29 protein-coding genes are annotated in these 24,966 nt (G+C 67.7%); 16 read left to right on the top strand and 13 right to left on the bottom strand.

Translation table 11 applies throughout. The features are described 5' to 3' along the window. Positions 1 to 123 precede the first annotated feature (123 nt). Complete coding sequence (locus EJP69_RS05970) at positions 124 to 1,206, top strand: DNA ligase (protein WP_126469019.1); 1,083 nt, start codon at positions 124 to 126, stop codon at positions 1,204 to 1,206. A 7-nt stretch (positions 1,207 to 1,213) separates the two neighbouring features. Here EJP69_RS05970 and pdxR read toward each other — a convergent pair whose 3' ends face one another. Then, on the bottom strand, positions 1,214 to 2,626 hold the full coding sequence (gene pdxR, locus EJP69_RS05965; RefSeq protein ID WP_126469017.1) for a MocR-like pyridoxine biosynthesis transcription factor PdxR: 1,413 nt from the start codon (positions 2,624 to 2,626) through the stop codon (positions 1,214 to 1,216). A gap of 92 nt (positions 2,627 to 2,718) precedes the next feature. On the opposite strand from pdxR, the gene EJP69_RS05960 reads away from it, so the two are divergent. Then, entirely contained in the window at positions 2,719 to 3,462 is a 744-nt protein-coding gene (locus EJP69_RS05960) for an NAD-dependent epimerase/dehydratase family protein (RefSeq protein WP_126469015.1), read from the top strand. Continuing rightward, entirely contained in the window at positions 3,459 to 3,989 is a 531-nt protein-coding gene (locus tag EJP69_RS05955; RefSeq protein ID WP_126469014.1) for a cupin domain-containing protein, read from the top strand. Before EJP69_RS05960 ends, EJP69_RS05955 begins: the two co-directional genes overlap by 4 nt. A 13-nt stretch (positions 3,990 to 4,002) precedes the next feature. Here the strand turns inward: EJP69_RS05955 and EJP69_RS05950 are convergent, their stop codons facing one another. From EJP69_RS05950 to EJP69_RS05940, 3 genes are all read right to left on the bottom strand, one after another. Next, positions 4,003 to 4,509 carry a GNAT family N-acetyltransferase gene (locus EJP69_RS05950; RefSeq protein WP_126469012.1) on the bottom strand — a complete coding sequence of 169 codons (507 nt, stop codon included), beginning with the start codon at positions 4,507 to 4,509 and terminating at the stop codon, positions 4,003 to 4,005. A gap of 6 nt (positions 4,510 to 4,515) precedes the next feature. Next, a complete protein-coding gene (locus EJP69_RS05945) occupies positions 4,516 to 4,872 on the bottom strand; it encodes a DUF2845 domain-containing protein (RefSeq protein ID WP_126469011.1) in 357 nt (118 codons plus the stop codon). A gap of 65 nt (positions 4,873 to 4,937) precedes the next feature. Next, positions 4,938 to 5,792 (bottom strand): hypothetical protein, encoded by an 855-nt coding sequence (locus tag EJP69_RS05940; RefSeq protein WP_126469009.1) that lies wholly within the window; start codon positions 5,790 to 5,792, stop codon positions 4,938 to 4,940. Positions 5,793 to 5,975: 183 nt separating this feature from the next. Here EJP69_RS05940 and EJP69_RS05935 point away from each other — a divergent pair, with 183 nt between their 5' ends. The 3 genes from EJP69_RS05935 (at position 5,976) to EJP69_RS05925 (ending at position 7,977) form a co-directional block, all read left to right on the top strand. Further along, positions 5,976 to 6,446: a cupredoxin domain-containing protein gene (locus EJP69_RS05935; protein WP_093201842.1), complete on the top strand. Its 471-nt coding sequence runs from the start codon at positions 5,976 to 5,978 to the stop codon at positions 6,444 to 6,446. A 78-nt stretch (positions 6,447 to 6,524) separates the two neighbouring features. After that, positions 6,525 to 7,361: an APH(3'') family aminoglycoside O-phosphotransferase gene (locus tag EJP69_RS05930; protein ID WP_126469008.1), complete on the top strand. Its 837-nt coding sequence runs from the start codon at positions 6,525 to 6,527 to the stop codon at positions 7,359 to 7,361. 235 nt (positions 7,362 to 7,596) lie between these two features. Next, on the top strand, positions 7,597 to 7,977 hold the full coding sequence (locus EJP69_RS05925) for a helicase SNF2 (protein ID WP_093305019.1): 381 nt from the start codon (positions 7,597 to 7,599) through the stop codon (positions 7,975 to 7,977). 133 nt (positions 7,978 to 8,110) lie between these two features. On the opposite strand, the gene EJP69_RS05920 is transcribed toward EJP69_RS05925, so the two are convergent. The 3 genes from EJP69_RS05920 to EJP69_RS05910 form a co-directional block, all read right to left on the bottom strand. After that, a complete protein-coding gene (locus tag EJP69_RS05920; RefSeq protein WP_126469006.1) occupies positions 8,111 to 8,500 on the bottom strand; it encodes a DUF427 domain-containing protein in 390 nt (129 codons plus the stop codon). A 135-nt stretch (positions 8,501 to 8,635) separates the two neighbouring features. Further along, positions 8,636 to 9,268: an FMN-dependent NADH-azoreductase gene (locus tag EJP69_RS05915; protein WP_240652043.1), complete on the bottom strand. Its 633-nt coding sequence runs from the start codon at positions 9,266 to 9,268 to the stop codon at positions 8,636 to 8,638. Positions 9,269 to 9,288: 20 nt separating this feature from the next. After that, on the bottom strand, positions 9,289 to 9,606 hold the full coding sequence (locus EJP69_RS05910; RefSeq protein WP_093201830.1) for a DMT family transporter: 318 nt from the start codon (positions 9,604 to 9,606) through the stop codon (positions 9,289 to 9,291). Positions 9,607 to 9,711: 105 nt separating this feature from the next. Between EJP69_RS05910 and EJP69_RS05905 the strand changes: the two genes are divergently transcribed. Genes EJP69_RS05905 through EJP69_RS05895 form a run of 3 tightly spaced genes read left to right on the top strand, consistent with a single transcriptional unit; the run spans position 9,712 to position 11,867 of the window. After that, entirely contained in the window at positions 9,712 to 10,116 is a 405-nt protein-coding gene (locus EJP69_RS05905) for a winged helix-turn-helix transcriptional regulator (protein ID WP_126469003.1), read from the top strand. A gap of 52 nt (positions 10,117 to 10,168) precedes the next feature. After that, positions 10,169 to 11,137, top strand: coding sequence for a Bug family tripartite tricarboxylate transporter substrate binding protein (locus EJP69_RS05900; protein WP_126469002.1), 969 nt, complete (start codon positions 10,169 to 10,171; stop codon positions 11,135 to 11,137). A 58-nt stretch (positions 11,138 to 11,195) separates the two neighbouring features. Continuing rightward, complete coding sequence (locus EJP69_RS05895) at positions 11,196 to 11,867, top strand: FABP family protein (protein ID WP_093305010.1); 672 nt, start codon at positions 11,196 to 11,198, stop codon at positions 11,865 to 11,867. Positions 11,868 to 11,874: 7 nt separating this feature from the next. Here EJP69_RS05895 and EJP69_RS05890 read toward each other — a convergent pair whose 3' ends face one another. Continuing rightward, positions 11,875 to 13,026 (bottom strand): aromatic ring-hydroxylating oxygenase subunit alpha, encoded by a 1,152-nt coding sequence (locus tag EJP69_RS05890; protein ID WP_126469000.1) that lies wholly within the window; start codon positions 13,024 to 13,026, stop codon positions 11,875 to 11,877. 117 nt (positions 13,027 to 13,143) lie between these two features. Between EJP69_RS05890 and EJP69_RS05885 the strand changes: the two genes are divergently transcribed. Then, positions 13,144 to 14,088 (top strand): LysR substrate-binding domain-containing protein, encoded by a 945-nt coding sequence (locus EJP69_RS05885; protein WP_126468998.1) that lies wholly within the window; start codon positions 13,144 to 13,146, stop codon positions 14,086 to 14,088. On the opposite strand, the gene EJP69_RS05880 is transcribed toward EJP69_RS05885, so the two are convergent. The 4 genes from EJP69_RS05880 to EJP69_RS05865 form a co-directional block, all read right to left on the bottom strand. Next, positions 14,076 to 15,137 (bottom strand): porin, encoded by a 1,062-nt coding sequence (locus EJP69_RS05880; RefSeq protein ID WP_126468997.1) that lies wholly within the window; start codon positions 15,135 to 15,137, stop codon positions 14,076 to 14,078. The genes EJP69_RS05885 and EJP69_RS05880 overlap by 13 nt on opposite strands. 130 nt (positions 15,138 to 15,267) lie before the next feature. Next, positions 15,268 to 16,143, bottom strand: a complete 876-nt coding sequence (locus EJP69_RS05875) for an amidohydrolase family protein (RefSeq protein ID WP_126468995.1) — start codon at positions 16,141 to 16,143, stop codon at positions 15,268 to 15,270. Positions 16,144 to 16,154: 11 nt separating this feature from the next. After that, positions 16,155 to 17,135 (bottom strand): Bug family tripartite tricarboxylate transporter substrate binding protein, encoded by a 981-nt coding sequence (locus tag EJP69_RS05870; RefSeq protein ID WP_126468994.1) that lies wholly within the window; start codon positions 17,133 to 17,135, stop codon positions 16,155 to 16,157. 140 nt (positions 17,136 to 17,275) lie between these two features. Next, the gene (locus tag EJP69_RS05865) at positions 17,276 to 18,193 is read right to left on the bottom strand and encodes a LysR family transcriptional regulator (RefSeq protein WP_126468992.1); all 918 of its coding nucleotides are present in this window, start codon (positions 18,191 to 18,193) and stop codon (positions 17,276 to 17,278) included. Between the two features lie 88 nt (positions 18,194 to 18,281). Between EJP69_RS05865 and EJP69_RS05860 the strand changes: the two genes are divergently transcribed. The 6 genes from EJP69_RS05860 to EJP69_RS05835 all read left to right on the top strand — a co-directional run bounded on the left by EJP69_RS05860 (position 18,282) and on the right by EJP69_RS05835 (position 24,102). Beyond that, positions 18,282 to 19,673 (top strand): acyclic terpene utilization AtuA family protein, encoded by a 1,392-nt coding sequence (locus EJP69_RS05860; protein WP_126468991.1) that lies wholly within the window; start codon positions 18,282 to 18,284, stop codon positions 19,671 to 19,673. Then, the gene (locus EJP69_RS05855) at positions 19,670 to 20,035 is read left to right on the top strand and encodes an AtuA-related protein (RefSeq protein WP_126468989.1); all 366 of its coding nucleotides are present in this window, start codon (positions 19,670 to 19,672) and stop codon (positions 20,033 to 20,035) included. Before EJP69_RS05860 ends, EJP69_RS05855 begins: the two co-directional genes overlap by 4 nt. Before the next feature lie 53 nt (positions 20,036 to 20,088). Further along, positions 20,089 to 21,054 carry a Bug family tripartite tricarboxylate transporter substrate binding protein gene (locus EJP69_RS05850; RefSeq protein ID WP_126468987.1) on the top strand — a complete coding sequence of 322 codons (966 nt, stop codon included), beginning with the start codon at positions 20,089 to 20,091 and terminating at the stop codon, positions 21,052 to 21,054. A 68-nt stretch (positions 21,055 to 21,122) separates the two neighbouring features. After that, entirely contained in the window at positions 21,123 to 23,213 is a 2,091-nt protein-coding gene (locus EJP69_RS05845; RefSeq protein WP_126468986.1) for an alpha/beta hydrolase domain-containing protein, read from the top strand. Positions 23,214 to 23,443: 230 nt separating this feature from the next. Next, on the top strand, positions 23,444 to 23,794 hold the full coding sequence (locus tag EJP69_RS05840; protein WP_093201800.1) for a hypothetical protein: 351 nt from the start codon (positions 23,444 to 23,446) through the stop codon (positions 23,792 to 23,794). After that, a complete protein-coding gene (locus EJP69_RS05835; RefSeq protein ID WP_093304992.1) occupies positions 23,791 to 24,102 on the top strand; it encodes a hypothetical protein in 312 nt (103 codons plus the stop codon). The genes EJP69_RS05840 and EJP69_RS05835 overlap by 4 nt, the downstream gene beginning before the upstream one ends. Before the next feature lie 63 nt (positions 24,103 to 24,165). On the opposite strand, the gene EJP69_RS05830 is transcribed toward EJP69_RS05835, so the two are convergent. After that, positions 24,166 to 24,942: an NAD(P)H-dependent oxidoreductase gene (locus EJP69_RS05830; RefSeq protein ID WP_126468985.1), complete on the bottom strand. Its 777-nt coding sequence runs from the start codon at positions 24,940 to 24,942 to the stop codon at positions 24,166 to 24,168. Positions 24,943 to 24,966: the final 24 nt, after the last annotated feature.

The raw sequence follows: 24,966 nt of genomic DNA, 5'->3' as shown, positions 1-24,966 counted from the left end.
CCTTCGGTTGATGCTTGTGCTGCTTTCTTGTATCGCCGCGCATCTTAGCGGGCGTTTGCGTCGGCGCCGCCTGTGTAGCATGCGCGGTCCGGCAATCGTGTGGGGGTTCTTCAGGTGTCGAATATGGAACAGGCTGAGCGATCGAGCTTTCTCTACTTCACGGGCCAGGGCTCGGACAAGGTCTACCAGGTGCATCTGCGCCCGAAGGACGACGGCTGGGTGGTCGACTACGGCAACGGCCGCCGCGGCGGCACGCTCTCCACCGGCACCAAGACCAGCAGCCCGGTCGCCTACGAGGCCGCGCTGAAGATCTACGACAAGGTCGTCAAGGAAAAGACCTCGAAGGGCTACACGCCCGACCAGTCCGGCGCGCTCTACACCTCGACCGACCTCGCAGGCCGGGTGAGCGGCGAGCTGCCGCAGCTGCCGACGCTGATCCTCGAGGAACAGGCCGCGCGCTACTTCGACGACCCGGGCTGGGGCCTGCAGGAAAAGGCGGACGGCGAGAACCGCATCCTGCTGATCGAAGGCGAGGCCGTACGCGGCACCAACCGGCGCGGGTTGTTCGTGGACATTCCGCAGGCCTGGACCGGCACGGCAGGCGCGGCGGCAGGGCGCACGGTGATCGCCGGCGAGCACGTGGGCGATGCCTTCATGGCCTTCGACCTGCTCGAACTCCAAGGCCAGGACCTGCGCGGCGCGCCCTTCATCGAGCGCTTCGGCCATCTGCGCACGGTGGCCTCGTCCATGCCGTGGATCGCGCTGCTCGAGCTCGAACTCACCGCCGAGGGCAAGCGCCGTCGCGCCGCAGAGCTGCTGGCCGCGCATGGCGAGGGCTACGTGCTCAAGGCACTCGACGCGCCTTTCTCCGCGGGACGCAGCACGAGCAGCCTGAAGTTCAAGTTCAACCAGAGCGCGACCTGCGAGGTGATCCGCGTCAACGCACAGCGCTCGGTGGCCGTGGGGCTGCGCGACGACGCGGGCGCCATGATCGACCTGGGCAACGTGACCGTGCCGCCCAACGAGGCGCTGCCCGCGGTGGGCACGCTGGTCGAGGTGCGCTACCTCTACCGCTATGCCGGCGGCAAGTTCGAGCAGCCCGTCTACAAGGGCCAGCGGCCGGACATGACGGCCGAAGATGCGGTGCTGTCGCAGGTCACGCGCATCAAGGACCGCAGCGCGGCTCTCGACGACGAAGTCGCCTGAAGGAGGCTCAGCCGAAGGCCGCTCGCAGCTTCGCCGCGAGCCTGTTCGCCTCGGCGGCGGTGGCGATGTTGGTGAAGCCCATCAGCAGGCCCTGCGCGGCCGGCCCCGCCACGCCGCGCGCCGAGAGCGGCTGGCAGTTCAGCCCGGCCTGCTGCGCGCGCAGGGCGAGTTCTGCATCGCTCTCGCGGCGCTTGTCGAAGCGCGCGATCAGGTGCATGCCGCCGCTGCGCAGGTCGATGCGCACTTCGTCGCCGAATGCCTTCAGCAAGCCGGCCGCTAGCATGGCGCGCCGCCGCGCATAGAGCAGGCGCATCTTCTTCAGGTGGCGCGGGAAGTGCCCCTCGCGCATGAAGTCGGCCACCACGGCCTGCGTGGCCTGCGGGCAGCCGTTCGAACCGATGCGCGCGGCCTCCTCAAAGCGGGCGCGCAGCGATTCGGGCACGACCAGGTAGCCCAGCGCAAGTCCGGGAAAGAGTACCTTCGAGAAGCTGCCCGCGTACAGCACGCGGTCGTTGCCGTCCAGGCTCTTGAGCGCTGGCAGCGGCGCTCCGGCATAGCGGTATTCGCCGTCGTAGTCGTCCTCGACGATCCACGCGTTCGCACGAGTGGCCCATTCGAGCAGCTGCAGGCGGCGCGCTAACGTCATCGACACGCCCAGCGGCGCCTGGTGGGAAGGCGTGACGACGGCCATGCGCGCCTTCGGCGCCTTGCGCAAGCCGCGCGCGACGACGAGGCCGTCTTCGTCCACCGGTACCGGCACTGCGCGCTGGCCGGCTGCGCGCAGCACCTCGTGTGTGGGAGGAAAACCGGGGTCCTCGATCCAGACGCGGTCGTCCTTCTTCAGCAGCGTGCGCGCGACGAGCGAGAGCGATGCGCGATAGCCGCCCGTCACCAGCACCTGCGCGGCATGGCACGAGACGCCGCGCGACACCAGCAGGTAGGCCGCGATGGCCTCGCGCAGCGGCGCATAGCCGCAAGGGTCGCCGTAGAACATGTCGGCCGCGTTCATGGCCCGCGCGCGGCGGGCGGCGAGGCGCGACCACAGTTTGCGCGGGAAGGCGTCCAGCGCCGGAATGCCCAGCTGCATCGGCGGCGGCTCTCCCGGCTGCTTAAGCGCGTCGCCGGATGTGCGGGTGTCCGCGCGGCGAGGCGCATCGCGCCGAGCGGGCCGATGGAGCGGAAGCGACGGGGAGACCACGGTGCCGGCCTGCCCGCGTGATGAGAAGTAGCCTTCGCCCGTCAGCTGGTTGTAGGCCGTTTCGATGGTGCCGCGCGCCACGCCGAGCTCGGCGGCGAGGCTGCGCGCGGAGGCGACGCGATCTCCGGGGCGCAGCGTGCCCTGTTCGATGGCGCTGCGGTAGCGCTCGTAGATCTGGCGGAACAGCGGCGTCGGCTTCGAGCGGTCGATCCTGAGTGTCATGGCCTGGTCGTTTTCATGATTCTTGGCTCTTTTCGATGGGGCATGGTAAATCCATGATCGACCTTCGCAACAGCCTGGAAGGAAGAAACGCAATGAGCGAGAAGGTTTTTTTGGCGGGCGCCACCGGAGCGGTCGGCACCGCGCTGGTTCCGATGCTGATCGAGGCGGGCTACGCCGTGCATGGCAGCACGCGGCGTGCGGACCGCGCGGAGGTGCTGGAGGCACAGGGCGTGCACCCGGTCGTCGTCGACGTGTTCGATGCACAGGCGCTGCATGCCGCGCTGGTGCGCATCGCGCCGTGGGGCGTGATCCACCAGCTCACGGACCTGCCCAGAGACCTGGACCCGACCCGCATGGCCGAGGCGGCCGTGCTCAACGCGCGGGTGCGCATCGAAGGCACGCGCAATCTCGTGGCCGCCGCGCAGGCCGCGGGTGCGAAGCGGTTGGTGGCGCAGAGCATCGCCTGGGCCTACGCACCGGGGCCCAGGCCCTTCGCGGAAGAGTGGCCGCTCGATACGGAGGCCGAAGGCTCGCGCTGCATCAGCGTCGACGGCGTGGCCGCGCTGGAACGGAGCGTGATGGCCGCGCGCGGCATGACCGCCACGGTGCTGCGCTACGGACAGCTCTACGGGCCGAACACGTCGACCGGGACGCCCAAGGGGCCGAGTCCGCTGCATGTGGAGGCCGCCGCGCGGGCTGCCTTGCGGGCGCTGCAGCGCTCACCGGGTGGCATCTTCAACATCGCCGAGGACGGGGCCGAGGCCAGCAGCGAGAAGGCCAAGCGCGTGCTGGGCTGGCGTGCGGACGAGCGGCTGCCGCAGGGAGCCCTGCGATGAATGCCCGGATTTTTCCCGCGCACCGCCATGCGGGCGCCGGACTCGCCGCGCTGGCCGTCGCTGCGGCGGGCTGGGCGCTGCTGCCGCATGCCGGCAGGCAATCGACCCTCCGGCTCATCGACGACATCTGCAGCAGCGTAAGCCGGCCGATGTTCTCGTCGGCACCGGCCCCCGAAGGCTCGGCCACTGCGGCGCGGCCTCAGACCTCGTCCCGGGTCATTTCCTGCGAGGCCCTGCCCAACGTGCCGGGCAAGTCGGTCACCACGGTGATCGTCGACTTTCCGCCGATGGCCTATTCGCCTGCGCACCGGCATCCGGGCTCGGTGACCGCCATCATTCTCGATGGCACGGTGCGCTCGCAGCTGGCCGGCACTCCGGTGGGCGACTACAAGTCAGGCGAAACCTTCTTCGAGCCGCCGGGCACGCTGCATCTGTTCGCGGAGAACCCCGATCCGGTCAAGCCGGCCAGGCTGGTGGCGGTGTTCGTGGCCGAGGAGAACTGCGGGCCGCTGTTGCTGCCGCCCTGAACCTGCGGAGCGCTCAGGCCGTCGTTTCGAAGGCCGCGTGATACGAAACGGTGCCGAACGGCATCGCTCCGGCCAGCAGCAGCGCCTGGAAATACTGCGCCGGCACGCCGGGGTAGACCAGCACAGGCATGGCCGCGAAACCGAAGCGGCCGTAGTAGGCCGGGTCGCCGAGCACGACGCAGCCGGATGCGCCCATGTCGCGCAACGCGGCCAGCGCTTCGTTCACGAGCCGCTTGCCGATGCCGAGAGCCTGATGTCCGGGTGCAACCGACACCGGACCGAGCCCGTACCAGCCGAGAGAACCGTCGGAGATGCGCACAGGGGAAATGGCGACGTGCCCGACGATCTGCCCGGCATCTTCCGCGACGAGCGAGACCGAGAGCTGGCCAGCGCGCCGCAATGCATTGACGATGAACTGCTCGGTGTGGCTCGAATGCTCTGCATCGAGAAAGGCGGCTGCCGTCACCGCTTCGATGGCGGGTGCGTCCGCGGGAACTTCGTTCCGGATATGGATGTTCATCGGCCGCTACCGCACCCTTTCCCCGTCGCGCACCGATTCGATGGTGCCGTTGTAGAACCTCACGATGCCCAGGAAGTTGCCCTGGCCCCGGTGGTATACCCAGTCTTCCATCGGCACGCACGCCTGCGTCACCACCTGCTGCGCCGGTGCGCCGGGGTAGGGCGAAAGCACCCATGCCACCTGCGGGCGGGGCACGCAGACGAATTCCTTCGACATCGGTTCGCCACACTTCTGAACCACCGAGAACTTGGAGTCGCCCACGCCGGAGAGCGTGCCGCCGCAGCTCAGCGATTGGGCCGAGGCGCTGCCGGCGTGCATGAGGGCGACAAGAAAGACGAGGGTGCTGGCTGCGAGTGTGCGCATGGTGTCGATGGGCTCCTTGAGCGGCTTGGAATTGCGAGCGGCCCCGATAGTTTCCCTTGCCGCCATCAGGACCTCGGGCCGCGCAGCTTGACGATGCCGAAGCCCAGCGCGAAGGCCGCGCAGAGAAAGACCAGCAGTGCCAACCACATCGATCGCGTGGAGAAATAGGTGCCCAGCGTCGCGGCTGCCGACAGCGCGACGGCCAGCCATTCGAGCACCGGGTCGATCCAGCTCTTGGGCCGGCTCCTGAGCTTTTCCGCCGGTTGCGTGCTTCCTTCCTTTCGCGGCTTTCGTTGCCTCGGGTCGGGGAAGAGGCGTCTCAGTTCCGGCGTGGGCCATGGGTTGTCCGGCGATGCACCGATGCCGGCCAGTCGCCAGACCGGGTCGGAGTCGTGGCGCGAGAGATCCGACATGAGGTTGCCGATCAGGCTGCTGTCGTCGAGGCGATCGATGGACGCCTGCTCGGCGCGCAGCCATGGCTCGGCATCCGCGGCATCGGGCAGTCCTTCGGTCCGCAGCAGGATGTAATCCGCGAAGCCTCGAGCGATCCAGGCTTCGAAGCCTTCGTAGAGCGGCCGGTAGCGTTCGCCGATGGCTGCGACGACGGCTTCGCGCCGTGCGGCGAGTCGCGTGAGCGCGCTGGTCTTGTCGGTGACGAGGTAGGGGTAGGTGGCGTCGGCACCGAAGTCTTCGAGGTACTCCTCGCGTTCGATGGCGCTGTCCTCGTCATCGATGTCGTACGAGTCGATGAAGCGCGCGTGGCGGATGTCGCCTTCGCCGAAGAGCGCCCGCCAGAAGAGCGGAAAGAAGGCATTGGCCTCCAGTTCTCCGCCATGGCCGAAGAAGCCGCGCCATTCGTTGCGGCTGCCTTCGGGCATGCGCGGCAGGTGCGAGCTGGAAAGGTAGACGGGGTGGGACATCTTTTTCTTCTTCGCTCCAGGCAAGGGCCGAAGTGGCGGGCGCCATCTTACGGGCGTGCCTGCGGATTACGCCCTTGTAATCCGCGTGAAAGGAGATGGCCGGGTGGGCTTTCCAGAATCCGGCGCGTGTCGGTCTGTCTGCTTTTTTCTTCATTCGCCATTCACCCCAAGGAGCATCGCATCATGAAACACGCATTCCTCGCCACCTCCGCCTTCGCAACGCTGCTCGCCGTGCTTGCCACCGGTGCATCGGCCTCTGGCACGCACAACGACGCGATCGGCAAGCCCGGCGTGGCCGCCAAGGCGACCCGCACGATCGAAGTCGACATGACGGACGGCATGCGCTTCACGCCGGCCGACATCAGCGTCAAGCAGGGCGAGACCGTGCGCTTCGTTGTCAGGAACTCGGGCAAGCTGAAGCACGAGCTGGTGCTCGGCACTGCGCAGGAACTGAAGTCGCACTACGCCGCGATGATGAAGAACCCGGAAATGGAGCACGCCGAGCCAAACATGGTGACGCTGGCGCCGGGCAAGACGGGCGAGGTCGTCTGGCAGTTCACGAAGGCCGGCAAGGTCGATTTCGGCTGCCTGCAGCCCGGGCACTACGACGCGGGAATGAAGGGCGCGGTGAACGTGGCGCAGGCCGGCCGATAGGGGCATTGGCTGCGCGGCGGGCGGGATTGGATAGATTCCCGAGGGCAACCCAACACACTTTGCGCCCGCACCCGCCGCATGCATTTGTCGACACAAGGCCTTCCGGATCCCCGGCATCTTCTTCCTGTTCCTCCAGCCGGCATCGAGTGGCTCCCGGTGAATCTCGGGGAGTCGGGAGACAGCGTCTATCGCCGCAGCGATGGGGTTGCGTTCGCCAAGGTGTCCGTGAGCGGCTCCGATGGCGTGGAGTCGCTGGCCGGCGAGAGGCTTCGCACCGAATGGCTAGCGCCTTTCGACCTGGGGTCCGCGAAGGTGCTCGACTGGCATGCGTCGCAGGAGGGCGCATGCCTGGTCATGAGTGCCGTTCCCGGCGTGCCCGCCAGCGAATTGCCGGCCGGACAGCTGCTTCAGGCGTGGCCCTCCATGGCCCATCGGCTCAGGCTGTTGCACGAGATTCCCGCGGCAAGCTGCCCGTTCGCGCGCGCTCTTTCCACGATGTTCGAGCGTGCCTGCGACGTGGTGGCACGCAATGCGGTCAACAAGGAGTTCCTGGATCCGGAACAGCAGGACATTCCGCCGCCGCTTCTGCTCGATGCACTGCGCGTGCAGTTGCCGCTGCGCCTGGCACAGGAGGCGCGCGACCGCGTCGTGTGCCATGGCGATGCATGCATGCCGAACTTCATGGTCGATCCGCGGACGCTTCGCTGCACCGGGCTGATCGACCTCGGCCGTCTCGGCACGGCCGACCGGTATGTCGATCTTTCGCTCTTTCTTGCGAATGCGCGCGACAGTTGGCGCGGTCCGGACGACGAGCTTGCCGCTCGCAAGAGCCTGTTCGACACCCTGGAGATCGGCGAGCCCGATGACGGGCGGCTCGATTTCTATCTGGGCCTCGACCCGCTGACCTGGGGCTGAGGGGGCACGCCCGCTGCGGCGCTGCGATTGTTTCCATCGCATGAACGCCGCGGTTCTCTTTGCTGCGGGTTTTTACCTACCCGGCGGCTCACAATTCGTCTCACAGACCAGCCCGCAAGCCGATCTGGATGAACAGGCCCCGAGCGAGGTGGCCGCCCCCGAAAGGGACGGTGCCCCACCCAAGACCGGTTCGAAACCATCCCGTATGCAAAGAACTGAATTGAAGGAAATCCAAATGACCGCCTCGAAGCTCCTCTCCGCCATCTCCATCGCCCTGCTGGCCGCCGCCGGTGCCGCTCATGCCGAAAGCTATGACGGCGTGCATCAACTGACCTCGGCCACCAGCCGTGCCGACGTTGCCAGCCAGGCCGTGGTCGCCGCCCGCAGCGGCAACCCGTATGCGGACGGCGCCAACCAGGGCCCCGTGCAACTGATTGCTTCCACGACCAGCCGCGCCGCCGTTCGCGCCGAAGCCGTGGCCGCCGCCCACAGCGAGAACCCGTATGCCGAAGGCGTGACCTCGCGCGTCGCACCGGTTCTCGCCAGCGGCCTGGACCGCTCCACGGTGCGCGCAGCTGCCCGTGCCGCCGCACGCGGCGACGCATTGCCGCTGTAATCGGCTGGAGCGTTGTGGCGCGATAGTGCGATAGTGCGATAGCGCGAAAGCAAAAGTAAAAAGCCGGGCCCCGTGAAAGCGGGGCCCGGCTTTTTGCTTGTCTGCGTTGATGTGCGTGCTGCGTGTCGAGTGGTCAGTAGACGCGCTCTTCGATCGGACCCACGCGATCGGGATAGAACGCCACGTAGTCCTTGAGCTGCGAGACCGGTTCGTACGGCGACTCGTAGGTCCATACGGCATTCACCGAGCGTTCGCCGCCGGCGGGAATGCTGTAGTAGTTGCACTCGCCCTTGTACGGGCAGTAGGTTGCGTGCGAGGTACGTTCCAGAAGCGACATCTTCACGTCCTTGCGAGGAAAGTAGTGCACGGTGCCGAAGTGGGCTTCGCGTACCGTCAGGGCCTCGCGGGTATCGGCGATGACGCAACCGTCGACCGACACCACCACGCGCAGCGGGTTGGGTGTGATGGTGATCGGGTGCTCGGGGCCGGGGGTCTTGATGGTGCGCTCTGCTGTAGCGAACATGGAAGGCTCCTTAGTCCTCAGGTCAGATCGGTTGACACAAGAATCGGGGGATGCGGATATTGCCGCGACCGCGTGTCGATTTGAAGTCCCCGAAAAATCAGCCCATTGCCGACATGGTTAAAGGCTGAATCCCCATCAGAACCGCTCTGCAAGCCTTTCGGCTTCATTTCGGGCCCGGGCCAGGGAGGCCGAGACGGCCTCCGGCGATGCAAGCGTCGGCGCCGCCGTTATCTCGAGGATTTCGTCGATTCCGAGGAAGCCGAGCCACGTGCGCATGTATGGTTTCTGGAAGTCCTTATCGAGGGACGGAAGGCCCACCGGATAGTCGCCTGCACTCGAATAGATCAGCGCGGCGCGCTTGCCGTGCAGGAGGCCGCTGTAGCCTTCCTGGGGCGTCCAGAGCCAGTTTTCGCCAGGCAAGGTAACAACATCGATGTAGTGCTTCAGTATGTAAGGTATGCCGAAGTTCCACATGGGAAGACTGAAGACATATTTGTCCGCCGCGTTGAAGGCGCGCGCCAGCCGCACGGCCTTCTGCCAGTGGCGCTTCTGCTCCTCGGTGGCGTTGGCGGCGCGAAGCACCGCGAACTTGGCCTCGATCATCGTGGCGTCGAAGGCGGGCAGGTCGAGGTCCCAGAGGCGCAGCGTCTCGATCTCCACGTCGGGGTGGAGTGCACGATGTTGTTGCAGGAAGTGACGCGCCGTCTCGGCGGAGCGCGAACGCGCGGCTGAAGGCGAGGCTTCGATGTGCAGGATGCGTGTGGTCACGATTTTGTGTCCTTCCCGCATCAGCCGTTGACCAGGCGCAGGCCCACGGTGCCGCCGATCACCAGCGCGATGCATGCAAGCCGCGCAGGCGAAAGCGCTTCGCCGAAGAACAGCACGCCCATCAGCACCACGCCCACCGAACCGATGCCGGTCCAGATCGCGTACGCCGGCCCCAGCGGCAGATAGCGCAGCGCCTTGGCCAGCAGGTAGATGCTCAGCAGTGCGGTCAGCACGCCGATGGCCGAGGGCACGAGCTTCGACCAATCCTCCGATTGCTTGAGTGCCGCGGCCATCGCGATCTCGACGAGACCGGCCGCCAGCAGGAATACCCAGCCCATGAAAACTCCTTTGGTGTTGTTGCGGGAAGAACAGGAACCCGATAATTCCGGGCCAGGCACCGGGCGACAAGTACGCACCTTCTGGTAACCATGGGAAATCCAGGCATGTCATCGAAGAAGACAACGGCTGTGGCAGAGACGCAGGCCGAGACGGCACCGGCCGACGTGTGGAGCGCCGGCTGCCCCTCGCGTCGCGTGCTCGAGCTCATCGCCAACAAGTGGGCGCTGCTGCTCATTCCGCTGCTGCGCGGAAAGCCGCAGCGCAACAACGAGCTGCTGCGCAAGGTGGGCGGCATCTCTCAGAAGATGCTCACGCAGACCCTGCGCGATCTCGAGCTCAACGGGCTGGTGCTGCGCGAAGACCACCAGACCGTGCCGCCGCACGTCGAGTACAGGCTGAGCCCGATCGGCCTTTCGCTGAGCAGGACGCTGATCGCCGTTGACCGCTGGGCCGAGGCGAACCATGCCCAGATCGACGCGGCGCGGCAGGCCGCGCGAGAGCGGGCCTGAGCGCCGGATTCGGTGATAACTTCCCGCGACCCCACGCCATCGAAGGACCGAAGTGAAGAAGAAGCAGCTCGCCACCTTCCTGCTCGCCAGCCTGCTGGCCGCCGGCGCATGGGCGCAGGCATGGCCGTCGAAGCCCGTGCGCGTGATCGTGCCCGCGCCGGCGGGCAGTTCGCTCGACCTGATCGCGCGCACGCTGGCCGATCGCCTGCGCGTGATGTGGAAGCAGCCCGTGGTGATAGAGACCAAGGCCGGCGCCGGAGGGCTGATCGGCATGGAGGCCGTGGCGAAGGCTCCGCACGACGGCTACACGCTGGGCGTCGGCTTCAACGGGCCGATCGCTTTCGGTCCCTACATGTATGCACGCATGCCCTACGAGCCTTCGCGCGACCTGGTGCCCATCGTGCTCACCACGTCGCAGCCCAACGTGCTCGCGGTGCGGGCAGACAACCCGGCGAACACGCTGCCGGAGTTCGTCGAATGGGCGAAGAAGCGCGGCAACAGGTTCAGCTATGCGTCGGTGGGGGCGGGCAGCTCTTCGCATCTCACGATGGAGCTGTTCCGCAGCGTGGCGCACATCGAGGCGGTGCACGTGCCGTACTCGGGCTCGCCGCCCGCCGGGCTTTCGCTCGCGGCCGGCGACACGCAGGCGCTCTTCACCGTGGCGCCCGCGCTGCTGCCGCTGATCCAGGGGCAGCGCGTGAAGCTCATCGCCGTCACCAGCGCGAAGCGCTCCGATCTCATGAAGGAGCTGCCGACGGTGGCCGAGTCGGGCTACCCGGGATTCGAGTCGCTGGCCTGGAACGGCTTCTTCACCGCCGCGGGCACGCCGCACGATGTGGTTCAGCGCATCAATGCCGACGTCAATGCCGTGTTGCGCGAACCCGCGGTGCGCGAGCTGCTGGCCAACCAGGGGCTGGCGGTGGGAGGCGGCTCGCCCGAGGAGTTCAAGGCCTTCATCGACAGCGAAGGCCGCAAGTGGGGTGCGATCATCGCCAAGGTCGGAATCCGCCTCGACCAGTGAGCCGGTGAGCGACACTTCGGCATCCCGCACCAGAAGATTCATTGAGGAAGAGAAGAACATGGAACAGCAGCCCACGCAATTCCCGCGCGACATCTACACCGAACCCGAGCCCGATCCGCACACGCTCGCCAACCTGGGCCCGCTCACCGCGCTGGCCGGCATCTGGACCGGCACGGCAGGCCACGACGTGAGCCCCAAGGAAGACGGCCCGGAAGCCGAGGCCTACATCGAGCATGCGGAATTCCAGCCCATCGACGCGCAGACCAACGGGCCGCAGATCTTCTACGGCCTGCGCTACCACTTGCGCATCGTGAAGCCCGACGAGGTCGAGAGCTTCCACGACCAGGTCGGCTACTGGCTCTGGGAGCCCGCCACGGGCGCGCTGATCCAGACGCTGACCATCCCGCGCGGGCTCACCGCCATGGCCACGGGCCGCGCGAAGGCCGACGACCGCAGCTTCAGGCTCGAGGCCGTGCGCGGCGGCGAAACCAACGGCATCGTGGCCAACCCGTTCCTGGAGCATGCGTTCAAGACGCTGCGCTACAGCATCGAGGTGACGGTGCACGACGACGGCAGCTGGTCGTACGAACTCGAGACGGTGCTGGACGTGCTCGGAAAGCCCGAGCCCTTCAGCCACACCGACCGCAACACGATGCGCAAGATCGGCGAGCCCACGCCGAACCCGACGGCGCGCGCCGCGATGGCGGAAGCGGGCACCGCGGCGGCCTGAGCCTTGGCTACGTCGCGAGCGCCGCCTCCACGTCGGCGTGGAAGCGCGCCGAGCAGCATTCCGTGGCGCCGAAATACAGCGACGACTGCGCGCCGCTCGCGAGCGTGGACTGCGCCGACACGCCGAGCGCGAAGTCTTCGTTCAGCGCACCCCAGAACGATTCGATGTTCTTGCGCCAGTAGTTCGCCGACTTCTCCGTTTTCGGCGGTTCGGGAATCAGCGTGCTCGCGATCACGCGCGAGCGCCCCGGCGACTCTGGCAGCACCGTGAAGGCGTTGGCGTGGTCGCCCTCGTGCAGGATGAAGGTCGCGGGGAAGAAGTAGTAGATGATGTTCGAGTGCGGCGCCACCTGCCACTCTTGCTCGGGCACGTCGCGCAGCCCCTCGATGCTGCGCTTGGGCAGGAACAGGCGCTGGTGCTGGCGATCCTGGTCGGCCACCAGCAGGTTGTCGTAGAAAAGCCCGGCGATGCTGTCGCGGTGCGCGTACTGGAAGTGATACGTCTCCAGGTTGGCCTCGAAGGGGATCTTCCAGTTGGCCGCGTTGTCGAAGGCGCGCTGATGGAAGGGCACCCAGCCGTCGTAGCCCCATGAGCGCAGGTCGGCGCCGAAGCGGCCGAGCCACTCGGCGATGTCCAGCCCGGGGCTTTCTCCATCGGCCAGCACGCGCGGAACGGCCCAGACGAAACCCAGCGCCTCCGCGACCGGTACGCGTGCGAGGCTGCATTTCGATGCCGGCGCGTGCGGAAAGTCTTCGGCCGAGGGACGGCCGCGCAAGGCGCCGTCGAGGCCGTAGGTCCAGCTGTGATACGGGCAGATCAGCGCACGCTGGCCCGGCGATGCGCCGGGCGGCTTCAGCCGTGCGCCGCGATGGCGGCATGCGTTGACGAAGCCGTTGACTTCGCCCTCATGCCCGCGCACGAACAGCAGCGGCATGCCGGCCACGTCGATCGCGAACGAGTCGCCCGCATTCGCGAGCGAGGCCGAAGGACACAGCGCCAGCGGATAGCGGCGGAAGATGCGCTCCACCTCCAGCTCATGGCGTGCCGGATCGAGGTACCGCGCCACCGGGCTCACTGCCGGCTCGCCGCGCTCGCTGCCGCCGGCCGCGATCAGCGCGAGCGCGCGCCGGACCAGGGCGATCTGTTCTTCCTGCTTCATGCGCGCGATTGTGGTGAGCGTCCGCCACTGCGGCTTGTTTCAACTGGTCGTGTTCCGTCTGCCGGATAGAACAAACACGCATAGCTGCGAACCGGTTATGCCGATAGCCTCAGGGGCATGGATCTCAAGCAGCTGGAGTACTTCATCCGCGTCGCCGAACTCGGCAGCTTCACCCGCGCATCGGACGTCATCGCCATTGCGCAGCCCGCGCTGAGCCGCCAGGTTCGCCAGCTCGAGGTGGAGCTGCGGCAGAACCTGCTGGTGCGCAACGGACGCGGCGTGGTGCCCACCGATGCCGGCAAGCGCCTGCTGGAGCATGGCCGCGGCATCCTGCACCAGGTCGAGCGCGCGAAGGAAGACATGAACCGGATGCGCGGCGCATTGGCCGGCCGCGTGGCCGTGGGCCTGCCGCCCAGCGTGGCGGGCGTGCTCACGGTGCCGCTGGTGCGGGCCGCGCGCGAGCGCCTGCCCGACGCGGCGCTGTCGATCACCGAGAGCCTTTCCACCGCGATGCAGGAATCGCTGCTCACCGGCCGGCTCGACATCGCGCTGCTCTACAACCCGCAGCCTTCGCCCGACGTGGACAGCGAGACGGTGCTGGAGGAAGACCTGTTCCTGGTCAGCGCCACCAAGGGCTCGGGCGCGAAGCGAAGCGGCGCACCGCTGGCGCTGCACCAGCTGGCCGAGCAGCAACTGGTGATTCCGACCCGGCCCAACGCGATCCGCATGCTGGTCGAGGCCGAGCTTGCCGCCATCGGCCGCAGGCCGCAGATCGCGCTGGAGATCGACGGCGTCGCCGCGATCCTCGCGTTGGTGGCCGACGGTGCCGGTCACGCGGTGCTGTCGCGCAATGCCGTCGCCATCGCCGAGCGCTCGCGGCGCTATGCGATCCGGCCCATCGTCAAGCCGGTGCTGCGAAGCCGGCTCGCACTGGCGGCGAGCTCGCAACGGCCGGTCACGCGCACGCAGCGCGCCATGGGGGAGTTGCTGCGCGAGCTGGTCGGGCAGCACCTGGGCGCGAACGCCACGGCGCCCGTGGAGAGCGCGGATCAGAAGCGGTGACGCATGCCGACGCCCACGCTGCCGCTGCCCGAAAAGCCGGTCAGCCTGTCGCGCATGTAGACCGCGTACAGGTCGGTGCGCTTCGACAAAAAGTGGTCGTAGCCTAGCGCCCAGGTGGTCCGCTGCGTTCCGGGGCTGCCGGTGACCTTGCGCTCGGTGCGCGCCACCGAGGCCAGGAAGCGACCGGCACCCACCGGCACGGCCGCACCCAGCTGCGCGGTGTCGGCGGTGGTGCGGATGTCGGGCGTGCGGGTGCGCTGCAGCTGGCCGTAGAGCTGCACGGCCTTGAAGTCGTAGGAGGCGCCGATCAGTGCCGCGTCCTGCCGGCCGATGGTCGCGGTGAATCCCGGGCCGGTCTTCGCCTGCTGCACCGACACCACCGCGGCGAACGGGCCGGCCGCGTAGTTGAGCGCGAGGTTCAGATTGCGGATGCCCTCGCGGTCCTGCACCTCGCCCATGCCGTAGAGCAGGCTGGCGCGCAGGCCCGCGAAGGTGGGCGAGGTGTACTGGATGGCGTTGCTCCACACGCTGTCGCCGAGCACGGCGCGGTTGTACGTCGGTTGCCACGTATGAAGCATCACGGGCGAGAACTGCAGCGAGACACCGAAGGGGTTGAAGGCTCCGCTGGCCACGAACATCGGGTTGGTCTGGCGGCCGAGCGAGAGTTGCCCGAAGCCGCCCGCCAGGCCCACCCACGCGTTGCGCGAGAAGTACGGATCTGTGCTGTTGCGCCCGAAGGTGCCGGAGTCTGTCTGGAAGAAGCTCTCCAGCGCGAACTGCGCCTGCAGCCCGCCGCCCAGGCTCTCGCTGCCACGCACGCCCCAGTAGGCGGTCGTCATGCCGCCGCTGCCCAGAAGCTTCGTGCGGCCGGGCTCGTCGCTGCGCTTCATCGATCCGACGAAGGCGTCGAGCAGGCCGTAGATCTGCACGCTGGATGCATCGGCGGCCTGTGCCCACGCCGAATGCGTGGCGGTGCACAGGGCCAGCGCCGGCAGCGTGCGCAAGGCCGTGCGCTTCGAGAGTGCCGGAAGGCGGGAAAGTCTTCTCATGTCGTCTGTCTCCTCGTTGGTTTTCTGTGGCTTGTGGCCTGCAGTGGCGCAGGCGCGTGCTGTCGCACGCCACGGGGGGCCGTGGCGTGGGAGCGGTGTCGGTCAGTGGAAGCGGTGAGCGGCGAGGCGCTCAGTCGTACCAGTACAGGCGCGTCGGGTTGTCGACCAGCAGCTTGCGAAGCTGCGCCGGGTCGTCACTGAAGAGCGGCAGCAGGTCGACCAGCTTGCCGTCGTCGGGCATTTCGCGCACGTTGGGATGCGGCCAGTCGGTGCCCCACAGCACGCGGTCGGGCGCAGCCTCGATCAGCTGGCGCGCGAAAGGCACGGCGTCGGCATAGGGCTGGCCTTGCGTCGAGAGCGTCTGCGAGATGCGCTCGGCGCCGCTCACCTTGACCCAGGCGCGCTCGTCGCGCATCAGCTCCAGCATCATCGTGCAGGCCTGCTGGCCGAGGCCGTGCTCGACCATCGTGCGGCCCATGTGGTCGATGACGAAGGGCACTGGCAGCGTGTCGAGGAAGGCGCGATACGTCAGCAGGTCTTCCGCGTCCAGGTGCAGCACCAGGTGCCAGCCCAGCGGGCGGATGCGCTCGGCCATGCGCAGCACCGTCGGCAGGTCGGGCGCGCCGCCCAGGTGCTGCACGAAGTTGAAGCGCACCGAGCGCACGCCGGCCTTGTGCAGCCCGGCGAGTTCGGCGTCGGAGATGTCCGCGCCCACCATGGCGACGCCGCGATAGGCGTCCGGCGACTGCGCGATGGCGTCGAGCATGGCGCGGTTGTCGTGGCCGTGCACGCTGGCCTGCACCAGCACCACGCGCTCGATGCCCAGCAGCTCGTGCAGGGCGCGCAACTTCGCAGCGGGTGCGTCGGGCGGCGTGTAGCGGCGGTTGTCCGAGTACGGGAACACGTCGCCGGGGCCGAACACGTGGCAGTGGGCGTCGCAGGCGCCGGTGGGCAGGCGGAAGGCGGGGCGGCTCGGGTTCGGATGGGGCGGGGCGATGGTCTTCATCAAGGTGTTGCTCACTGTTTGGGAATGCCGGCGCGCTGGATGACGCCCGACCAGCGCCGGATCTCGCTGTCGAGCAGTCGTGCCTGTTCCTGCGGCGTGCTGCCGCGCGGCTCCACGCCGAGGTTCTGCAGGCGCTTGCGGACTTCGGGGGAATCCAGCGCCTTGCGCGCCTCCTGGTTCAGCCGGGCGATCACGTCGGGTGGCGTCTTCGCGGGCGCGGCGAGTGCGTTCCAGGACGCGACCTGGAAGCCCGGCGTGCCGCTTTCGGCCACCGTCGGCACCTCCGGCAGGCTGGGCGAGCGCTTCTCGCCCATGACCGCCAGCGCGCGCAGCGCCTTGCCTTCGATCTGCGAGAGCACGGGCGAGAGGATCTCCACCGCCACGTCGACCTGCCCGCCGCGCAGCGCCGTCACCACGGCCGGCGTGCCGTTGAAGGGCACGACCTGCGCATCGATGCCCAGCGAAGTCTTCAGCAGTTCACCGGCCAGGTTCTGCGTGCTGCCGACGTTGATGGTGCCGATGTTGAGCTTGCCCGGATGGGCCTTTGCATGGGCCACGAGGTCGGCGAAGCTCTTGAACCTGCTGTCGCTCGCGGCGAGCACGGCCATGTCGAAGTAGCCGAGCGTGGAGACCGGCGCGAAGTCTTTCAGCGTGTCGTAGGGCAGCGACTTGAACAGGCCCACGCTCACGGCATTGCCGTTGGACATCAGCAGCAGCGTGTGGCCGTCCGGCGGCGCCTTGGCCACGGTGTCGGAGGCCACCACGCCGCCCGCGCCGGGCTTGTTGTCGACCACGATGCTCTGGCCCATCGACTCGGACATCTTCTGGGCCACGCTGCGCGCGACAAGATCCGCCACGCCGCCGGCGCCGAATGGCACCACCAGGCGGATCGGGCGGGAGGACAGGGGAGCGGCGAGCGCTGATGGCGATGCGCGCAGGCCGGCGGCCAGGGCCAGCATCAGGCCGGCGAAGCCGCGGCGGGAATGTCTCATGGGTCTCCTTTAAACTTGCGGGCGGCCATGTGCGCCGCCAACCCGGACTATTCCCGCCGGTGCGGCCACCGGCAAGATCGCGTTCGCACTGGGAGATATCGCTTTTCGGCATGGCCAGGCGCCCGGTGCGGCGCCGGCCTTCAGTCCAGCCGCAGCGAACCGAGCCGCTCGACGATCAGGTCGTGCAGCGTCTGCGCGGCCACCGACAGGCTGCCTTCGCGCCGCTGCACCACGTAGAGCGTGCGCGTGAGCGAGGGCAGGGGCAGCGGGCGCGTCACCAGCGTCTCGCGCTGGAAGTGGAACAGCGTGAGCGCGGGCACCACGCTGATGCCCAGGCCGGCTTCGACCAGGCCCATCACGGTGGCCAGGTGCTCAACCTCGAACACAGCGTTCAGCCTCTGCGGATGCAGGGCCGCGTCGAGCGCCTGCCGCACGCTGCTGTTGCGTGCCATCTGTATGAAGGGGTAGGGCGCGATCTTCTTCACCGTCAGGCGCGGCTCGCGCGCGAGCGGATGATCGGCGCGGCACACCAGATGAAAGCGGTCGGTGCAGAGCTTGCGTGCGCGCAGGTCGCTGTCGGCGGTGCCGCCGGCGCCCGATGCGGCAAGCGCGAAGTCGGCCTGGCCGCTGCGCACGAGGGCGATGCAGGCGTCGGAGAGCGCGTCGTCCAGGTCGATGCGGATGCCTGGCCAGGCCTGCATGAACTCGGCGAACACGGTGGGCAGCCAGCCGGCCGCGAGCGAAGGGAGGGCGGCCACGCGCACGCGGCCCTTGCGGCGCTCCACGTGGTCGGCCAGGTCGCCCATGGCGCTGCCCATGTCGTCGAGCAGCCGGCGCGCCGACCCCTCGAACAGCCGGCCTTCGGGCGTGAGCTGCACGCTGCGCGTGTCGCGGTCGAACAGGCGGGTGCCGACGGCGTCTTCCAGCGTGCGGATCAGCGCGCTGAAGGCGGGCTGCGAGAGATGGCTGCCCTGCGCCGCGCGCGTGAAGTTGCGGTGCTCGGCCAGCGCGAGAAAGGCACGCAACTGGCGCGTGGAGAGGTCGGGCGTCTTTCTCATGATGTCTCTCTTGTTATTTGAAAAGCGGATCAATCGATCCGGATTTTCGATTTTACGGATGACCCCGTGCTGCCTACAGTGCACGCCGATGAATCCGAATGTTCCGCCCACGCTGTTGATCGGTTGCGCCGCCGGTTTCTCTGGCGACCGCACCGACGCCGCCGGGCCGGTGGTCGACACGCTGATCGCGCGCCTGGCCAGCGGTCCCGCAGGGCAGCGCGCCTTCCTGATCTTCGAGACGCTGGCCGAACGCACGCTCGCTCTGGCGCAACTGCGCCGCCGCGACAACCCCGAGGCGGGTTACGAGCCGCTGCTCGACCCCATGCTGCGGCCCGTGCTCGCACGCTGCCTGGCGCACGGCATCCGCATCGTGAGCAACTTCGGCGCGGCCAATCCGCGCGCCGCCGCCCGGCACATCGCCCGCATGGCGCGCGAACTCGGTGCGGGCGCGCCGCGCATCGCGGTGGTGGAGGGCGACGACCTGTCGGGCCCGGAACACCGCGCATTGCTTGACGAAGCGCTCGGGGCACGCATGCAGGGCCTGCGCGTCGTGAGCGCCAATGCCTACATCGGCGCCGAGCCGATCGCGGCCGCGCTCGATGCGGGTGCGCAGATCGTGGTGTGCGGCCGCGTGGCCGATCCTTCACTGACCGTCGGCCCTGCCATGTCGCACTTCGGTTGGCGCTGCGACGACTGGGACCGGCTGGGCCGCGCGACCATGGCCGGCCATCTGCTCGAATGCGGCGCGCAGGTGTGCGGCGGCTACTTCGCCGACCCGGGCTACAAGGACGTGCCGGGCCTGGAGGCAGTGGGCTTCCCGATTGCCGAGATCGACGCCGACGGCCGCTGCACCATCGGCAAGGCCGACGGCACCGGTGGTCTCGTGAGCGAGGCCACGGTGAAGGAACAGCTGCTCTATGAGGTGCACGACCCGGCCGCCTACCTGACGCCCGACGTGGTCGCCGACATCTCCGAAGCCGAAGTAAATGCGCTCGACGGAGCCGATCGGGTGGCGCTTTCCGGCGTGCGAGGCCACGCGCGGCCCGACCGCTACAAGGTCAACGTGTGCCATGAAGGCGGCTGGCTGGCCGAAGGCGAAATCTCCTATGCAGGCCCGGGCGCCGAGGCCCGTGCGCGGCTCGCGGCGGAGGTGCTGAGAAAGCGCCTCGAAGGCCTCTCGCTGCGCGTGGACCTCATCGGTGCCCTGAGCATCTTCGGCGACGACGCCGGCCGTGCGCTGGCGGATACGCCCGATGCCGGCCTGCGCGACGTGCGCCTGCGCGTCGCGGCTTCGCACACGGAGCGCGCGCAGGCCGAGCGGCTGGCGCGCGAGGTGATGGCGCTCTACACCTGCGGCCCGGCGGGCGGCGGCGGCGTGCGCACCGCACTCACGCCCAGGCTGAACACGCTGTCGTGCCTGTTGCCGCGCGAGGCGATACCGGTGCGCTTCGAGCTGATCCCGCAGGAGCAACTGGCATGAACGACATCGCAGACACCGTCGAAGTGCCGCTGTACCGCGCCGCCCACGGCCGCACCGGCGACAAGGGCGATCGATCCAACATCAGCGTCATCGCCTGGCACGCGCGGCTCTATCCCGTGCTGGTCGAGCAGATCACGCCGGAGCGCGTGGCTGCGCAGTTCCTTCACCGCTCGCCTTCGCAGGTGCAGCGCTTCCTGCTGCCGAAGCTGCATGCGATGAACTTCGTGCTCGACGCGGTTCTCGACGGCGGCGTCAACGACGCGCTGAACCTCGACGCGCACGGCAAGGCGCTTTCCTTCCTGCTGCTCGACATGCCGGTGCGCGTGCCGCGCGAGCTGGTGCCGCTGCTGGCCGGGCCGTAGCCGCAACCCTTTTCCTTTTCCTTTGCCAAGCGATTCCATACGGAGACAAGACAATGAAGCGATTCCCCCTCACCGTGCTGACTGCTGCCCTGGCCCTGGCGCCGCTGCTGGGCCATGCGCAGGCCTTTCCCGAGAAGCCCATCACCTTCGTCGTGCCGTTCGCGGCGGGCACCGCCACCGACCAGATCGCCCGCGCGCTCGGCACCCAGATCACCGCCGAGACCAAGCAGGCCGTGGTCATCGACAACAGGGCCGGCGCCAGCGGCTTCATCGCTTCGCAGAACGTGGCCAAGGCGCCGGCCGACGGCTACACGGTGCTCATCACCACCAACACCACGCACGCGGCCAACGAGCACCTGTTCAAGAAGCTGCCCTACGACCCGGTGAAGGACTTCTCGCCCGTCGCGGCGCTGGGCAAGGGCGGGCAGATCATGGTGGTGAACCCCACGTTCCCCGCGAAGAGCGTGGCCGAATTCATCGCGCTGGCGAAGAAGGAGCCGGGCAAGTACAGCTTCGGCAGCGGCAGCTCGTCGAGCCGCATGGCAGGCGAACTGCTGCAGCAGATGGCCGACATCAAGCTGCTGCATGTGCCCTACAAGAGCAACACGCTCGCCGTGACCGACCTGCTGGGCGGGCAGATCAACATGATGATCACCGACACCGCCACCGGCCTGCCGCAGGTCAAGGCCGGCAAGCTGCGTGCGCTGGGCTTCTCCAGTTCCACGCGCTCGGCACTCGCGCCCGACGTGCCCACCATCGCCGAGGCGGGCGTCAAGGGCTACGAGATGGGCTACTGGTTCGCGGCCTACGCACCCGCGAAGACGCCGCCGGCCGTGGTGAAGCGGCTCAACGGGCTGCTGGTGAAGGCAGCGAAGAGCGAGGCCGCGAAGACCGCCTTCTATGAGCCGACCGGCACCGAGGTGTTCACCAGCTCGCCCGAGGAACTCGGGAAGTTCCAGGCTGGCGAGTCGCAGAAGTGGGGCCGCATCGTGAAGGCCGCCGGCATCGAGGCCGAGTAGCCGCCTGCGCGCCGTAGCGGGGATCGGCGCCGCACGCAGACAAAGACACACAACGAAGGAGACAAACCATGAAACGCTGGAGCCTCAGGGCTGCCACGGTGGCTTCGGCCGCCCTTTTTCTTCTGAGCGGCTGCGGCGGCAGCGGCGGTGGAGGAGGCGGCCTGCTGCTGCCGTCCGCCACCACGCCGCCGGCCGCGACACCACCGGCGGCCGCATCGGCACCGAAATACAAGCTCGCGATCACCGCGACGGAAGACGTGCCGGGCACCTTCGGCAGCGTCGGTGCCTACGAGAAGATCAGCGGCACCTTCACCGGAGAGGTCGACCCGAAGGATGCGCGCAACGCGATCATCCAGGACCTGCAGCTCGCGCCGCTCAACGCCAACGGCAAGGTCGAGTACACGTCCGACTTCGTGCTCTTCAAGCCCAAGGACATGAGCAAGGCCAGCGGCGTGCTGCGCTACGACGCGCCGAACCGCGGCAACATCGTGAACCTCGATCCGTACTTCGCCTCGCGCGGCTATGTGTTCCTCACGGCCGCATGGCAGGGCGACGTGCCGGCCGCCACCGGCAAGCTCACGCTGAAGGTGCCGGTCGCGAAGAACGCCGACGGCAGCAGCATCACCGGCACCTATCGCGCCGAGCTGCTGCCCACCGCCGCCACCAACGATTCGCTGCCGCTGCCCGGTGGTCCGTTCAATGCCGCGATGCAGGCCTACGCGACCGCGAGCCTCGACAACGCCAAGCCCGGCTATGTGCTCACGCGCCGCATCAACGAAGGCGACGCACGGCAGCTCATCCCGGCGAGCGACTGGAAGTTTGCGAAGTGCAGCGCCGCAACGCCATTCCCCGGCACGCCCGACGAGACGAACGTGTGCCTGAAGGACAAGTGGGACCCGGCCTACCTCTACGAACTGGTCTACGTCGCGAAGGACCCGAAGGTCATGGGCCTGGGCCTCGCGGCGCTGCGCGACATGATCACCTTCTTCCACCGCGACGCGAGCGACTCGACGGGCACGGCCAACCCGGTGGCCTCAGCCATCAGGAACACGATCGCCTCCGGCGTCTCGCAGTGCGGCAACTTCATGAAGACCTTCGTGCACCTCGGCTTCAACGAGGACCGCGCGGGCCAGAAGGTGTTCGACGGCGTATTCGCGCAGATCGCGGCGCGGCAGACGAACATCAACATGCGCTTTTCCATTCCGGGCGGCGGTGGCGGCGTGCGTGCCGACCACACGGCCTTCGGACAGGCCGGCACGCGCGGCCTCTCGAAGGACTACGTGGACGACGTGGCACAGCGCCGCGGCGGCATCCTGTCGCGCTGCGAGGCGAGCGGCAGCTGCCCCAAGCTCTTCATCGGTTTCAGCGGCACCGAGTTCTACGTGCTGCAGGGCTCGCCGCTGCTGACCGACGCCTGGGGCACGACCGACCTCGTGCAGCCCGCCAACGCGCGCGTCTACTACTACGCCAGCACGCACCATCTGCTGGGCTTGGCATCGCTGCCGGGCGCGAGCGCCGGCGCGCTCTACGCGACCAACGGCAATGCAGGCGTGATCCCTGTGGTGCGCGCGCTGTACCAGAACCTGGAAGACTGGGTCGTCAAGGGCACCACGCCGCCCGACAGCCAGGTGCCAAAGATCGCCGACGCCACGCTGGTGCGCCCGCAGCAGGTCAAGTTTCCGGCCATTCCGGGCGTGAGCTACACGGGGCTGGTCAACAACTATTCGCTGCTCGACTGGGGCCCGAACTACCGGCCGCAGGACGAGAGCGGCATCGCCACGCAGGTGCCGCCGGCCTACCTCGGCCGCGACTACGCGATCCTGGTGCCGCAGGTGGACGCCGACGGCAACGACATCGCCGGCATCCGCAGCCTCGACGTGGCCGTGCCGCTGGGCACGAATACCGGCTGGAACTACACGAGCGTGCCCGGGCGTATCGATCAGGCGGGCCTGTTCGGCTCGTACTTCCCGCTCGCGAAGACCGCCGCGTTGCGTGGCAGTGACCCGCGTCCTTCGCTGCAGGAGCGCTATACGGACCAGGCGGGCTATGTGGCGGCGGTGACTACGGCCGCCAACGACCTGGTGGCGAAACGCTTCATGCTGCGCGTTGATGCGGACTCGGCCATCGCGAATGCGGTGGCCAATCCCGTGTTGCCCTGAGACTCGGGCATCTGCTGTGATGCACGCACTGGTTGGATCCCTGGAGGGGTCGACCAGTCGAACTGCGGGCTCATATCGACTTATCACTGCAATGCGTGTGTCCTCCAATTGATGGGCTCGCCGGAAGGCGTGCCTATCAAAAAAAGGGGGATCACATCTCGCTGGTGATCGATGCTGCTTACAGCGGTATCACCGTAATCGATGGACAACCTACATATGGAGAAGCGGGCTTGCGCAATGTCCTGCGAATCAGGACCAACATCTATGCAAACCAGTTGCCCGCTGAAGCACTCATCCGGATCCCGTTGGACCCTCCAAGCGGTATGAGCCGTCAAACATTCGCGCAGGAGCTGATCAAGCGGGCGTTGAACTTTGCAAGCTATGTCTCCCCGTACAGCTTCCCGGCAAAGGTGAGAGGCGAGAGGATGAACCCCGGTGAGTACAACAGCAGCTCGTATCTCGCTGCATTGCTTCGCAGCGTGATGGGGTATGTGCCGGAACTCAAGGTAGCCGGCTATCAGATGCCCGGTTGGGAAGAGCCCATGCCCCTGCATTTCTTCAAGGGCGAGGCCCTGCGGTGAAAGTCGGTTGGCGACTTGCTCTGAGCGTCGCCCTCTGGGCTGTCGCGTTTCCTGTCATCGGTGTGTTGACCTCGGTGCTCGCCAGGACGGTCTATCCGACCATCATCACCGACTGGTTGCCTGTTCCGCTTGCGTGGACGGCAATGATCCTGTGGGGCCTCTGGATCTATTGGCGTTGCGTGCCGTCTACCCCGAGCATTCCAAGGCGCGTCATGTATCTTGCGCTTTTTGCAGTGCTCATGGTGATCGTCGGCATCCTTGCACTGGACTTCGCCATCGTGCTGGTCGTTGTGATCTTTGGCGTGTGATTTGCGGCGACCTACAGGAGGCAGGTTGGAGATGTGCCGGCACGAGCGCTGCCGGCATTTGCTTCAGGCGGTGTGCGCCGCGAAGCCCGTCCTGCCCGGTGCGATGTGCTCGCGCAGGGTGAGCGCGGGAATCTCGTAGTCGCCCGCGTTCTGGCGGCGGAAGGGAATCGGGTCGGCGGTGAAGAGGGTGTCCAGCCGCTGGCCCAGTTCGTCCGTGATGCGCGCATAGGCGGCCTCGTCGACCTTGTGCGTGCGATGCACCACGTAGGGCGACAGCACGTCGAAGCCGGGGTAGTAGAGGATGCCGTGGTGGATCGGGAAGAGCAGGTCGTCCATCGGCCCGTTGATGCCGCGCGGCGCGTAGTGCGAGGCCCAGCCGCCGGTCGTGACCACCAGCATGGCGCGCTTGCCGGCCATCACGCCTTCGCCGAAGCGGTCGCCCCAGTGCGTGTCGGAATGCTCGCCGACGCCGTAGGCAAAGCCGTAGGCGTAGATGCGCTCGATCCAGCCCTTGAGGATGGCGGGCATCGAGTACCACCAGAGCGGGAACTGCAGGATCACTGCGTCGGCCCAGAGCAGCTTTTCCTGCTCGGCGGCGATGTCGGCGGTCTGGGTGCCGGCCTCGAAGGCCTGCTGCGAATCGAGGGCCGGGTCGAAGCGCGCGGCGGTGTCGCGCGCGGGAAAGTCGTCGGCATCGAGCGCCGGCTTCCAGCGCATGGCGTACAGGTCGGACACGCGCACCGAATGCCCGGCGGCCGTCAGGCGTTCGAGCATGAAGCGGTGGAGCGAGCCGTTGAGCGAAGCGGTTTCGGGGTGGGCGAGTACCAGCAGGACATTCATGATTTCAGGAGGATTCGAGTGGAG

Origin of the sequence: Variovorax gossypii (assembly GCF_003965815.1) — a bacterium.
Lineage (GTDB): Bacteria > Pseudomonadota > Gammaproteobacteria > Burkholderiales > Burkholderiaceae_C > Variovorax > Variovorax gossypii.
Note: the sequence above shows the minus strand (reverse complement) of the source record. Positions and strands in the feature narration are given on the sequence as shown.